At 50.2% G+C, this 12838-nt stretch carries 10 protein-coding genes; 3 read left to right on the top strand and 7 right to left on the bottom strand.

Annotation, left to right across the window (positions count from 1 at the left end):
* Positions 1–12 precede the first annotated feature (12 nt).
* Positions 13–1398 (bottom strand): 23S rRNA (uracil(1939)-C(5))-methyltransferase RlmD, encoded by a 1386-nt coding sequence (rlmD, locus tag E1189_RS19605; protein ID WP_155162709.1) that lies wholly within the window; start codon positions 1396–1398, stop codon positions 13–15.
* A gap of 118 nt (positions 1399–1516) precedes the next feature.
* Positions 1517–2431: a cysteine synthase CysM gene (gene cysM / locus E1189_RS19600; protein WP_155162707.1), complete on the bottom strand. Its 915-nt coding sequence runs from the start codon at positions 2429–2431 to the stop codon at positions 1517–1519.
* Between the two features lie 109 nt (positions 2432–2540).
* On the opposite strand from cysM, the gene E1189_RS19595 reads away from it, so the two are divergent.
* Positions 2541–5216, top strand: a complete 2676-nt coding sequence (locus E1189_RS19595; RefSeq protein WP_155162704.1) for a response regulator — start codon at positions 2541–2543, stop codon at positions 5214–5216.
* 55 nt (positions 5217–5271) lie between these two features.
* Here E1189_RS19595 and E1189_RS19590 read toward each other — a convergent pair whose 3' ends face one another.
* From E1189_RS19590 to dapA, 4 genes are all read right to left on the bottom strand, one after another.
* The gene (locus tag E1189_RS19590) at positions 5272–6189 is read right to left on the bottom strand and encodes a tetratricopeptide repeat protein (protein ID WP_155162702.1); all 918 of its coding nucleotides are present in this window, start codon (positions 6187–6189) and stop codon (positions 5272–5274) included.
* 519 nt (positions 6190–6708) lie between these two features.
* Positions 6709–7812, bottom strand: a complete 1104-nt coding sequence (locus E1189_RS19585) for a phosphoribosylaminoimidazolesuccinocarboxamide synthase (protein WP_155162700.1) — start codon at positions 7810–7812, stop codon at positions 6709–6711.
* A gap of 138 nt (positions 7813–7950) precedes the next feature.
* A complete protein-coding gene (gene bamC, locus E1189_RS19580; RefSeq protein ID WP_155162697.1) occupies positions 7951–9087 on the bottom strand; it encodes an NlpB/DapX family lipoprotein in 1137 nt (378 codons plus the stop codon).
* A gap of 14 nt (positions 9088–9101) precedes the next feature.
* Complete coding sequence (dapA, locus tag E1189_RS19575; RefSeq protein ID WP_155162696.1) at positions 9102–9995, bottom strand: 4-hydroxy-tetrahydrodipicolinate synthase; 894 nt, start codon at positions 9993–9995, stop codon at positions 9102–9104.
* 224 nt (positions 9996–10219) lie between these two features.
* Between dapA and E1189_RS19570 the strand changes: the two genes are divergently transcribed.
* Together E1189_RS19570 and E1189_RS19565 are read left to right on the top strand one after the other, a co-directional pair.
* Positions 10220–11326, top strand: coding sequence for a hypothetical protein (locus E1189_RS19570; protein WP_155162694.1), 1107 nt, complete (start codon positions 10220–10222; stop codon positions 11324–11326).
* 104 nt (positions 11327–11430) lie between these two features.
* Positions 11431–12399: a ribonuclease Z gene (locus tag E1189_RS19565; protein ID WP_155162693.1), complete on the top strand. Its 969-nt coding sequence runs from the start codon at positions 11431–11433 to the stop codon at positions 12397–12399.
* On the opposite strand, the gene E1189_RS19560 is transcribed toward E1189_RS19565, so the two are convergent.
* Complete coding sequence (locus E1189_RS19560; protein WP_155162691.1) at positions 12396–12788, bottom strand: hypothetical protein; 393 nt, start codon at positions 12786–12788, stop codon at positions 12396–12398. The genes E1189_RS19565 and E1189_RS19560 overlap by 4 nt on opposite strands.
* Positions 12789–12838: the final 50 nt, after the last annotated feature.

The following is a 12838-nucleotide window of genomic DNA, read 5'->3' as shown; positions in this document are numbered from 1 at the left end:
CTCTGGTAGCTTTTAACCCTTCAAAAACAATCCCATGCTCTCTACGTGGGTTGTCTGGGGGAACATATCCATCACACAAAAACGTGACAAACGGTAGCCCTGCTCTTTCAAAAATCCAGCATCCCGCGCCAGTGTTGCCGGGTTGCAGGACACATACAGAATCCTGTTCGGCAGGCTTTTGCCCATCAGCTGGAGAATGTCCAGCGCACCGGTGCGGGGCGGGTCGAGCAGCAAGGCATCATATTTTTCGTCCAGCCAGGTTCTGCGTCCTGGCTCTGCAGCCAGATCCGCTCTGGCAAAGCTGCTGTTTTCAATATTATTCAAAAGAGCGTTCTTTTCACCCCGTTCTACCAGCGCCTGAACACCTTCCACACCCACAACTTTGCGGCAAGCTCTGGCCAGTGGCAAGGTAAAGTTGCCCATACCACAGAACAGGTCCAGCACCTGCTCGTTACCTGTTAAATCCAGCCATTCTAAGGCCTGAGTAACCATTTTCTCATTGACATGGGTGTTCACCTGAGTGAAATCAACAGGCAGATACTGCAGCTTTACATTCTGCTGAGACAACGTGTAGTGCAAAGCCTCTGAGTTATCAGGAGCATGAACACAGGTTAAAGAATCCGAGCTTGATTCCGGCTGTAGATACAGGTGCAAGTTGTGTTCCCGGGCCAGACTCAACCAGCTTTCCCGATCTTCGTCTGGCAGTTTGGCTACAGTTCTTAGCAACACGCCGTGCCCATTCTCAGCAGCAGCCAGTTCGATATGGCTCACCGCGCGTTTGTTTTGGCCTTGCTCCAGAGTGGCACGAAGCAAAGGCAGCAGGCGGGACAGTTCCGGTACCAAAACGGCGCAACGCTCAATCGCCACAATATCCTTGCTGCCAGACGCCCGAAAACCAAAGTGCAGCTTGCCATTCCACCAGCGTACAGCAAGGCGTGCACGAGTACGATAACCCAGTTCCGGGCTGGTGAGAGGAGCCTCAAGATTGTCCGGCTCAAAATCGCCGAAGCGCTTCAATTGCCCAAGCACTGTCTGCTCTTTGATTGTCAGCAAACGTTCGGCTTTGAGGTGCTGCAGGTTGCAACCTCCACACTGGCTATACCAGGGGCATGGCGGTTCCACTCTGTCAGAAGATGGTTCAAGAATTTTGGCGATAACACCTTCTGTCAGTTTGGATGTCTGCCTGATCAGGCGAACTTTCACCCTATCGCCGGGTACAGCTCCCTCAACAAACACGACCCGCCCTTTCTCTCTGGCAACACCGCGACCATCGTGGGTCAGAGAGTTGATGACAACCTCAAGAGGGCCGTTTTTCTGGGCGCTGGCGCTGCGCTGGGACGCTGTACCGGTACGGCGAAAACCGCCGGAGCGGGAAGACTGATTACGCTTGATGTGCATGGAAAGGAACAGACAGAGAAAAGAGCTGCATTGTATAGCCTTATTGGGATTCTGTCTTGGGTAAGCCTCTTCCAATAACTATGAGGCTCGCCGGACCGCAGTGCACCGGCGCGTCCAGTTACCGTTCAGCAGGCTCGGTGAACACACCGGTGGAGAGATAACGATCACCGCGATCGCAGATCACGGCGACAATAGTTGCATCCCTTACAGTCCGCTCCAGTGCCAGTGCCGCTGATACAGAGCCACCAGACGAGACACCACAGAAAATACCTTCTTCTTTGGCCAGAGCGCGCATAGTGTTCTCTGCATCCTCCTGCAGAACATCCATCACTTTATCCACACGGGTGGCATCAAAAATAGCCGGCATATACTCTTTGGGCCAACGCCGTATACCAGGGATGCTGGCGCCATCTGCAGGCTGCAGGCCGATAATTTCTATATCCGGGTTCTTCTCTTTCAAGAAGGTTGATGTACCAACAATCGTACCCGTCGTTCCCATAGAGCTGACAAAGTGAGTCACCTGCCCTTGGGTTTGTTCCCAGATTTCCGGGCCGGTACCCCGTATATGGGCCAGCGTATTGTGAGGGTTGCTGAACTGATTCAGCACAACACCCTCTCCTCTTGCCTCCATGTCGAGCGCCAGGTCCCGCGCGCCCTCCATGCCCTCTTCCTTTGTTACCAGTACTAGCTCTGCACCGTAGGCTGACATCGCCGTCTTACGTTCTTCGCTCATATTCTCCGGCATGATCAACTTGATGGTGTAACCGCGAATAGCAGCCACCATGGCCAGGGCAATGCCGGTATTGCCACTGGTCGCTTCGATAAGTGTGTCGCCTGGAGAAATGCGCCCGGCCCGCTCCGCCTCCTGTATCATGAAGAGTGCTGGCCTGTCTTTCACGGAACCTGCGGGGTTTTGCCCTTCCAGTTTCAGCAGCACGATATTGTTTCTGTCGGCTGGCCCGAGCCGCTGTAAGCGTATAAGCGGAGTCCCTCCAATGAGAGACTCGATAGTGGGGTAAGAATCAATGGTCATATCAATGTCTTGTTTTCAATTTTGACGGCCATAGTAACGGTATTGGGCGAAAGATTTGTATAATGCTTTTTCATATAACTAGAAGAATAACGAATAGTAGAATGTTGCTATGACCCACATGTACCGGGGCCTTAAAAACCACATCCTCAAAGCCGGCCTGATCCCCATACTGGCACTGTCCCTCAGCTTTGGCGTTTTATCAACACTCCTGTCCCTGCACCAAAGCCAAATCATCTTTGAGAAAAAAGTATCCTTAACCAGCAGCCAGCTTTCACTCCTGCTTGCTGCTGCTCTGGACATGAACGACCGTATCACCATTCAAAGAGTTACACGGGTATCCCTTCAGCACGAAGGTTTACGCAGCTTGCGAGTGAGTAACAGTCGTGGTGAAGCCTTGCATGATGCTGGCCCCCCTCTGCAAATGAGAGACTGGGCAGTATCCCCCGTACTACGGCCGCAACAGTTGGAAGACAACAGTAGTATTCTTATTACCACCCGGCTTGCAACCTCCCACCCGGATCATCAGGGCCTCTGGCTGGAGCTGGAGTTCGACCGCAATGCCAACCTGGTGAATCAGTACCAATGGATTTTGCTGGGCAGCTTGATATGCGCACTGTGTCTTCTACTGGCAACGGTTTTCAGCCTTCGTCTTGGTAACAGCATTTCTATCCCTCTTGAGCGTATTACCACTGCGCTGTCCCAGATTAACGTGGATGATTTAACGGCCCGTATCCCTCCCAGCTACAACCCTCACCTCAATGTACTTATCCGCAACCTCAACATCCTGCTAGCCAAACTCCAGATCAGCTACAGGGATGCAAGGGCCGAAGTGGAGATGGTGGCCGATGAGCTGAAAAAGAATATGGAAACCCTTGAGTTGAACAACGCCGAGCTGGATTTATCCCGTAAGCGGGCTATGCAGGCCAACAAATCCAAAACTGTTTTTCTTGCCAATATGAGCCATGAAATGCGTACGCCTCTCAATAGTATTTTCGGCTATGCCGAGCTGCTTATGCGTTCACAGCTGGAAGACTCCCAGAGAGAGCACCTGCGCACGCTTACCACTGCAGCTGATTCGCTGCTGGCTATCATTGATGACATTCTCGACTTTTCCAAACTGGAAGCAGGCAAACTGGTACTGGAAAGAAGCCCTCTCAATCTGCGTACAGTCATTGACGATGTACTGGCCATGAACAGCCCTTGTGCAAACAAAAAGAAGTTAGAACTGACAGCCATTGTACCCAATGACGTACCTGTTCACCTGACAGGCGACACAAATCGTTTGAAGCAGATTCTCTCCAACCTCATCAGCAATGCTATTAAGTTTACCGATTCAGGCTCTGTCGTAATTCAGGTACATAGTGACAAACACTCAGACACCCATGCCAATCTGCATATTAGCGTGAAGGATACGGGTATCGGTATTCATCCGGAGGATGCCCGAAAACTGTTCAAAGCGTTTTCTCAGGTAGACTCATCCCGGAATCGCAATACCAATGGTACAGGGCTGGGATTGGTAATATGTAAAAGCCTTGTGGAACAAATGCAGGGCTCTATCGGTTTCGACAGCCAACCCGGACGAGGTGCACGTTTCTGGTTTACCTTACGATTGCCCCTGAACCCGCAGTTTATTCCTATTGAACCAATACCTTGTGGAACTGCACTGGTTATAGAGGCGAAAAGCTCGACGAGAAAGAGCGTGTGCCTGCTGCTGGAAAGCGAAGGATATCAAGTGTCTGCATTGGACAATTTACCTTCACCGGAACAACTGGAGAAAAACAAACCATCTCTGGTGGTTATGGGGGATCAACCCATAACAGACATCCGGCACATACCGGACAACTGCCCCATTGTGATGGTCACAGCCGCTGAACGTATAGAAAAGCTCTCTGGCATACTCGACCAAGATCGTATAGCTGCCATCTCTTATCCTCTCTCACAAAAACGCCTGCAGGAAGCCTTGACACGCATCTGCCCCGAGAGACAGTCACTGGATCACCCCTATGATAAAACAGCCTCATCCATTGCACAGCAAGGTCTGAGAGTTTTGGCAGTGGATGACAACGAACCCAATCGCAAACTTCTCCATACTCTTCTTACAGATGCAGGTATTACAACCGATACGGCAGCATCCGGCTTTGATGCACTGGATCTGATCTCTCAACACACTTACGACATGGTGTTTATGGATGTTCAGATGCCGGGAATAGACGGTCTGGAAACCACCCTCGTATGCGGAGATCAGGAGTCAGACGGTCATCATCTGCCAGTCATTGCTCTCACAGCCCACGCTCTGGCAGAGGAGAAAAGAGAGCTGACCCATGCTGGTATGGATGATTACCTCACCAAGCCTGTGAGTGAACAGCAACTCCTTCATACCATTTCCTACTGGGCTGAAATAAAGCCACAGGGCACTCGTAATTTGCCGGTAAACTGGCAAGAAGGCATACAACTGGCAGGAGGGCGTGAAGAGTTGGCTGATGAGCTTTTAAGTATGCTGCTTGGTACGCTGGAAGAGACGCGGGAAGCCTTGTTGAGCAGTCAACAATTAAACGACGTCGAGGCACTGCTGACAGAAGTCCATAAACTTCACGGTGCCGCGCGCTACTGCGGGACACGACCTCTGCGGATGGCTTGTCAGGAGCTGGAGTTACACCTCAAACGTAACTTAAAAGAAGATGAAGGGCTGAAAAATTGCGGGCCACTCTTCAATATTATGCTCGAAGAGATAGACAGGCTGTTAATCTGGCGAAGGCGTTATACACAGGAAGTGGCTCAACTTTAATCCTCCCCCACTCGCCAATCTGAAGAGAAGGGGAAGGAAGCTTATCGGTATAAAGTCAGTGCATCAAACTGAATAAACGATTACGGTACCGGCGAACGACAGGGTCTGCCGCGCCTTTCTGCTCAAAGATTTTCAGCATAAGCAGGCGTGCACCGTCGTCGCGGAAGCTTCTGTCTTTACGCACAATCAGCAGCAAACTTTCAAAGGCTGCTTCCTCGTTATCATCCAGCACTTGATGCACAGCCAGTTGATAGCGGGCTTCCAGATCAGATTCATCAGCTGCCAGCTTTTGTTCCACTACCGGGCGAGGTTCCAAGCCTTCTGCCATATCCAGAAATGCCAGCTTAGCCTTAGGCTGCCCGGCGCCGGGTGCATCGTCTGGTAGAGCAGCAATCACTTTACGAGCGTCGTCTATACGCCCCAGCTGCAGCAGCAGTTTGGCCTGCAACACCTGCAAAGCAGTGTTACCCGGCTCATCCTCAAGCACCTGCTGGAGAAGCCCCAGAGCCTGCTCAGGCTGCCCTGCGTCAATCAGTTGATCAATCTGTTGCTGAATCAATTCCGCAGGGCTCATGGTCAGTTCATCCAATAAGGCACGGAGGTCACTCTCCTTTTGCAAACCGGTAAGAACCTTGACTGGCTGCCCCTGATGAATCATAACAAGAGTGGGAATGCTGCGTACCTGCAACTGCATCATCAACTGTTGTGCCATTTGCCCGGTTGCAGGATCTGGGTCTTCCGCATTCAATTTGGCTAAACGAAACTTGCCCTGATAATCCTCTACCAGTTTCATCAGTATCGGCAGCTGCGCTTTGCAGGGAGCACACCATTCTGCCCAGATATCCAGCAGCACAGGTACGTGCTGAGACGCCTCCAGCACCTCTGCCTTCAGGTTGGTGGCAGTTACCTCAACGACAGGAATAAAGGCCTCTGAAGTTGCTTGTCCATGGTCGTGTACCGAGCGATCATTCATGGAGTTTTTATCTCACAAAATATTCTATTAACAGCTGAAATTGTACTGAAAAAATCTTGACAACGGCACTTATCTAACCTCAAAAACAGACTTTATTCTGTTAATAACTCTTATCCACCATATCAGTGGATAACTTTGTGGATATCCAATTGCAATAGTTCCAGAACCCTTGCAGTTACTTGCATTCCAGCAAATTGTACGTTTTTTATACAGAAGTTTTTTTGCTTATTTTTCAATAGGTTACGCAGTTAAAGGATATTTTTAAAGTTTCCCCCAGAAAGTATTGACATAAGACAACTTTCACCATTAGTTTGTGCATAAACACGTAGAAATACGTAAGCTTTGCTTGCAAAACCACATTATTTATGGATTTTTTCCATACTTAGAAAAACATGGCCGTTTAAAAAAAAGAGTTAATCACAGATGTCGCGGTGCATAACTTTATAAGAGCATTTTACCGGTGCGGTATCAGAGCCTGCTTATACGACACCAGGTCATACAAGCAGGCAGGAACTCACTTCAATCAACAAGCCCATATTCATCCCGGAGAATGTTCACAATCTCCACCTTGGGGTTATCACTCAACGTAATTTTTTCACCGATCACTTTTTCGGCAATATCAATATAAGTACGGGATATATCCACCAGCACACTCTCGGGTAAGGCATTATCCCGCGCTAGTGCCTGCCGTTCATCCATACGGTCTTTATTCAGGAGAATATCCGGGTCAGGGAAGTGATTGAGCAGCAGCTGACGGAAGCTCTCTTTGGATTTTTCTATCACCTTACCTTTGCGTCTGGATGGGCCATCCCAGATACGGGAAGAGTCGGGGGTCCCGACTTCATCCATATAAATCAGCTTTTCCTGACCATGGACATCGGTCACATAACCAAACTCAAACTTGGTATCTACAAAGATTTGATCCAGCTCGGCCAGTGCGTGACTGATAACCTCAAAACCATCCTTAAGCAGCTTTTCATAGAGATCAACATCACTCTCTTTGGTGAAATTGAAGGCAGCAAAGTTATCGACAATATCCTTACGTGTAACATTCACATCATCCACAGCTGGTATGCCCGGGATGCCTGCGAGCACGCCCTTAGTGGATGGGGTAATCAGCACCTCCGGCAGCTTCTGATTCTTTTCAAGGTTGTCAGGCAATTCAATGCCACAGAAAGTACGCTCTCCTTTGTCGTAAGCACGCCACATGGAGCCGGTAATATACTGGCGACAGATGGCTTCTATCATCACAGGGCGGGCTTTCTGGACAATCCACACCAGCGGATGAGGTATATCGAGAATATGACTGTCTGCCAGCCCCTGCTCCCGAAACAGCTTGAACCAGTGATTGGAGATAGCATTGAGCGCCGCGCCTTTACCCGGCACACCGTTTATACCACCTTCGCCGTGCCAGATGCAGTCAAAGGCAGAGATACGATCACTGATCACCATGATAGCTAACGGCGTATCTTCAGCGACGTTGTACTCTTTCTCCTTAATCAAACGGCGGCTATCGTCTTCTGTCAGCCAATACACAGAGCGCACCTTACCGCTGTGAACAGGGCTGTTGGTACGAATGGGCAGGTCGTTATTTACCGCCAGAATTTTATCTGCAAGAGACATACGCGAGCACTCCTGATATAGCTTCACGATTATTCCCGGGGCCAGTGCCGTGGGTGAGCAACACTGGCCGCACTCACCTTTTTTACTTATGAAAACAAAAAACCAGGCGCAGGGCCTGGTTTTTTGTTTGATCACACTTTATCCGAGATTTTCTCTCAAACGCTCAAGGAACTTAAGACTCAGCTCTTCTGTCGCCAGAGCCTCCAGACTTTTCTCCAGCGTTACATGGGTTGCACTGCCCACGCTCTGCACACGAATGCGGTACTCTTCCATTCCTGCGGCTTCGTCTTCATCACTGGAACCGAACAGGCCACTGAACCAGCCACTATCCTTCTTTTCCAGTTCATCGCCATCCAGGTTGCCTGCTGGCAGGTTGATGAAGATCAACCCCGCACTCCGGTTTTTATCCACCACGCTAATGCCAGTTTTTTTCAAGGCCAGCTCTACACCTTGCCAGCTACGGGCAAAACCGAGGTCGATTTTGAGAACCGGGTTTCCGTTACCGTCCCGAATAATGCTGGTCTGCTCGCCCACACCGAGATCTTTGGCTAACAGGGAAACGCTGACATCATCGCGGTTCTGCACCAGGAACACCAGCATTTCATTCAGCATACCGTTTTCCAGAGCGTCGCTGCTGTCAGTCACGCTGTTCCAGTCCACAGGAGTGGATAAGTCAGAGCCGGTGGCTCTGCGAGCATGCAGAAGCTGGATATCGCTGGTTCCTGCACGGACGCCCTGACGAACACGCACAAGGAATTTTTCCTGACTGTCCCGGGAATTATCCAGATCAAGCACCCGCCCCATCATGCGGCGCATCAGGCCAGGGTTGGACGTGCCATTAATTTGCACCCAGTCAGTTTCCATTACGCCTTCACGGGGTTCCTGTTCTGCCAGAGAAATCTCGTTGGCTTCCCAGAAATGTACCAGCTGGCTCCACACCTCATCCGGTGCACGCTCTGCCATCAGATGGCGACCATCCAGTCCGGAAATAATCTGGTACGCATCGCCATCATCGCGCACAACACGACGATCTGCACGAGGCACCACATCACCTTCAACGGGTTTCACATGGTTAGAGATCTCGGGGATCACCATAAATTCTGTGGATTGCACCACATTCAGTGAAGATGGAACCTTGAGGGCTGGCGTCATCTCTTCATTAATGTAGTCGCCACCCTTGTCACGGATGTAACCACTCTTCCCGAAGAAACTGCTGCACCCACCCAAAACCAGTGAGACACAGGCCAGTGTCGTAAGCTTGTATATGTGCTTCATGCACTCTCCCTTTATTATCCCACTGATTCCGTAACAGCCAGCCCGCAGGCAGCCAGAGCATCACACACAATCGCGTGATGAGACGTATCCAGAGGCGTCAGAGGCAAACGAATGCCGCTGTCAATCAATCCCATTTCCTGCAGGGCGAACTTCACAGGAATAGGGTTGGATTCTATAAACAGTTTTTTGTGTAGCGGCATGAGTCTGTCATTCAATGCTCGTGCTTCTTCCGCCTTGCCCGCCATGGCGAGTGCACAGAGCTTGTGCATTTCAGCTGGCGCGACATTAGCGGTTACCGAGATATCGCCTTTGCCGCCCATCAAAATCAGCTCTGCTGCAGTGGCATCATCACCAGAGAGAATATCAATGCGATTGCTGCACATTTCAATCAATTCCTTACCCCGGGCAAGATCACCTGTGGCATCTTTGATCGCAATAATATTGTCAAAGCCTGCCAGGCGATCAACTGTGCTGTTAAGCATATCTACAGAGGTACGACCGGGAACATTATAGAGAATCTGAGGAATCGCCACAGCCTCCGCGATGGTGGCAAAGTGACGATACAGGCCTTCCTGGGTCGGCTTATTGTAATAAGGCGTAACCAGCAGGCAGGCATCAGCGCCAATAGCCTTGGCTTCTGCAGTGAGGTGAACGGCTTCCTGAGTCGCATTACCACCGCTGCCAGCTATCACCGGAACACGGCCATTCACCTGATCAACTACCCGTTTGAGTATCTGACAGTGCTCTTCAATGGTTACAGTTGCCGATTCACCGGTTGTCCCTACGGCCACAATCCCATCGGTTCCCTTTTCAATATGAAACTCGATCAGGTCGTGCAAGCGCTGCCAGTCCAGCTCACCGTTGGGCAGCATCGGGGTCACCAGAGCCACTAAACTGCCAGATATCATGTACTCACTCCGCATCTGCATGGTGGAATAGAAAATTAATAGGTAAACATACCATCAATCGGGAAATGGTACCGGTTAGAACACCGCTTCACAATCTCAGTCTCCGTATTGTGGCCGCTCACCTGTCAAGACAAAGGCTTCCAACCTTCTACTAATGTCTAATAGTCGCCGGTCAGTATCCCGTACATATTTATAGCCATATTCATTTTGTGAGGGCTACAATCATGTCTTTACCCATCAAAGGCACCGGCTCCAGCCATAATCAAGCCGACTCTATCAGTGCTTCCGGCACCAGTGATCAAAAGCAACCAACGGGGTTAGGTGGAAGAACACTGTCGCTCCAGAGCCCTCAAGAGAATTTAGTATCGTCAACCCAGTCGGATGAAAGTTGTGGCAGCGGTGACTCACAGGCTTCTCCTGCGACAAGACCTCTCAGAGGAGTAAAGAAAACGCCCCCAAAACAAAAGAAACCCACTAAATTGACACCTGCAAGGGCGGCACGACAGCGCTTTACTTCTTCTAAAAGAAGGAAGGGGGAGTTTGAACAGATCGATATACTTCGTGAGCTCGTCACCCCAAGATACATACCGGCGATTTTTGACTTTGAAAAAGAGATAAAAAAGCTGAAAAATCAAGGACTGTCCTACGGTCTGGAAGACATGACCGAGTTCGAGAAAAAAACTCTGTTTATAGAACGGCCCACCCCAAAAAAAGAGTTATCCCAACCCGATGTGATATTGTTCACAATCGAAGCTCTCAAGCGTTATGATAAAGCTCTCAAATGTTATGAGACCGCTGTGCAGTCAGGTCTGGATAAAGGACATTTTAGTGGGGCGGGTCAAACTCCTGAACCTCACTTCTACCATGCCTCACTCTTCGAGAGGCAAGATTTTTGTTTACTTGCAAATGGAAAGCTGCGCAGATTAGCTAATGGAGAAGCATTTGATTCCGTAAGTCCACCAGTTAATCTGCTCATGAGAGGAGAATTGGTTGCGGCCTTTATCCGTCGCGAGTCAGCCCAAAAGTCACTACGTCCGTCAAGCAACCCTCTGCCCACGATGATGGAACAGACGCCAGCAATAAGTGCTCAGGCTAAAGGCAAGCATCGGGCCCCACCTGTCAGCACGCCTCCGGAGCTGAATTCCCTCTCTACGCCAGACATGCCCAAGCAACATACGCTGCCCCTCAAGACAGCCACAGAAGGGTTCAATGATAACTTTATTGACCGTTTTCTGTACGATTTGGCAACATCAAATCATGACATATCGACCCCAAAGAGTGATGAACAGCTGAGTTTGTTATCTGCAGCCCCCTCTGATGATTCCGACTGACTTATCTAAGGGATATTGGATTTGCATTAAAGCTTTTGCGATAGTATCGGAGGGGCACCGACAGGCATACCTTAATGAATGGCCTGTTTTAAGCGAGGTTATATATGCGTCTTACCTTTCTCGGCACAGCTGCGGGCCTGCCTTCAAAGGACAGAAATGTCACAGCTCTGATTCTTGCCAAAGATGATAGCCGGGAGTGGTGCCTGATTGACTGCGGAGAAGGGACGCAACACCAGCTTTTATCCAGCCGTTACACCCTGAAAAACCTTCAAGCTATTTTTATCACCCACGTTCATGGGGATCATATGTTTGGCCTGCCCGGTTTAATAACCAGCGCCAGTATGCAGGGTCGCACCGAGTCTCTGGTAATTTGTGCGCCGGAAGGTGTAGAAAGTTTTGTTCGCCACGCCCTTTCCTGTGCAGCAGTCACCCAGCTTCCTTTTGAGCTGGTATTTTACCGCTCCGACAGTGAGAATTTCTCCCACACAACCCACGACTTTACTGTCACCTCGCACCCACTCTCCCACCGTGTCCCCTGCTTTGCCTATGGTTTTGATGAGCACTCGGAGCAAAGGCAACTCAGTCAAGACAAGCTCAAGCAACTCAATGTGCCCAGAGGCCCTTTATGGGGCAAACTGCAACAGGGAGAATCTGTCACTCTCAACGACGGACGAATGATTTCATCGAATGATGTCAGAGAGCCACCCAGCAAAGGGCGCTTTGCTGTTATTGGCGGTGACAACGATACCCCCGAACTTCTGCACGATGTACTCTCCAAAGCCGACTTACTGGTTCATGAAGCCACCTTTTCCACACCTGTACGGGAAAAGGTGGGCGGCCAGTGGATGCACAGCACGCCAGAACAAGTGGGTCATGCAGCCGAGAAGGCCGGTGTAAAACATGTGATTCTCACCCACTTCAGCAACCGCTACCAGAAAAAGCCGCGCCCTGGCCAATTTGGTGTGGAAGAACTGCGACAGGAGGCACAATCTGTTTTCTCAGGCACCGTAACCCTGGCCACAGACCACGGTTGCTGGGAGCTGGACAGAGAGAGAAACCTTAACCGGCTTTAAAAATCTTCTATGATCTCACCATCGCCACCCAGTGCTTCCGGGTCGGCCACCAGCAGTGGTTGAGCGGAAAGATCAAAACACATCAGCTCGGTATCAATAGTGAACCAGTTTTCCAGCAGTTCGAGGGTCAGATTCTGGGGCCATAAAGCGGTATCTGCGCACCAGGTTGATAACTCATTAGTGAGAATATTCACGGCACTATTCACAACCGCATTGATAAAGTCCTGCTCGGATTCCACTTCATCAATCAAATAAACGGTACCCGTTTGCTCCAACTGGACTTTCAGTGCTGAAAGTTCTTCGGCATCGTCCGGTGCCACGCTGGCACACCATTCCAAAAACGCAGGACGAGCACGCAGGCGCAAAGCTGAACGGTTCAGCATTTTCATGAGTTTTCTCACAAACTGGATCAATTGCCCGCAATCATAGAAGCAAAGGC

Origin of the sequence: Parendozoicomonas verongulae (assembly GCF_009711465.1) — a bacterium.
GTDB classification, from domain to species: domain Bacteria; phylum Pseudomonadota; class Gammaproteobacteria; order Pseudomonadales; family Endozoicomonadaceae; genus Sansalvadorimonas; species Sansalvadorimonas verongulae.
This window is presented reverse-complemented; position numbering and strand designations above follow the sequence as displayed.

What these genes read in the sequence shown, in the direction of transcription:
- E1189_RS19565 (WP_155162693.1), top strand. Translation starts at nt 11,431, where the DNA reads ATGCGTCTTACCTTTCTCGGCACAGCTGCGGGCCTGCCTTCAAAGGAC.
- rlmD (WP_155162709.1), bottom strand. Translation starts at nt 1,398, where the DNA reads ATGCACATCAAGCGTAATCAGTCTTCCCGCTCCGGCGGTTTTCGCCGT.
- E1189_RS19560 (WP_155162691.1), bottom strand. Translation starts at nt 12,788, where the DNA reads ATGAAAATGCTGAACCGTTCAGCTTTGCGCCTGCGTGCTCGTCCTGCG.
- E1189_RS19570 (WP_155162694.1), top strand. Translation starts at nt 10,220, where the DNA reads ATGTCTTTACCCATCAAAGGCACCGGCTCCAGCCATAATCAAGCCGAC.
- cysM (WP_155162707.1), bottom strand. Translation starts at nt 2,431, where the DNA reads ATGACCATTGATTCTTACCCCACTATCGAGTCTCTCATTGGAGGGACT.
- E1189_RS19590 (WP_155162702.1), bottom strand. Translation starts at nt 6,189, where the DNA reads ATGAATGATCGCTCGGTACACGACCATGGACAAGCAACTTCAGAGGCC.
- E1189_RS19595 (WP_155162704.1), top strand. Translation starts at nt 2,541, where the DNA reads ATGACCCACATGTACCGGGGCCTTAAAAACCACATCCTCAAAGCCGGC.
- dapA (WP_155162696.1), bottom strand. Translation starts at nt 9,995, where the DNA reads ATGATATCTGGCAGTTTAGTGGCTCTGGTGACCCCGATGCTGCCCAAC.
- E1189_RS19585 (WP_155162700.1), bottom strand. Translation starts at nt 7,812, where the DNA reads ATGTCTCTTGCAGATAAAATTCTGGCGGTAAATAACGACCTGCCCATT.
- bamC (WP_155162697.1), bottom strand. Translation starts at nt 9,087, where the DNA reads ATGAAGCACATATACAAGCTTACGACACTGGCCTGTGTCTCACTGGTT.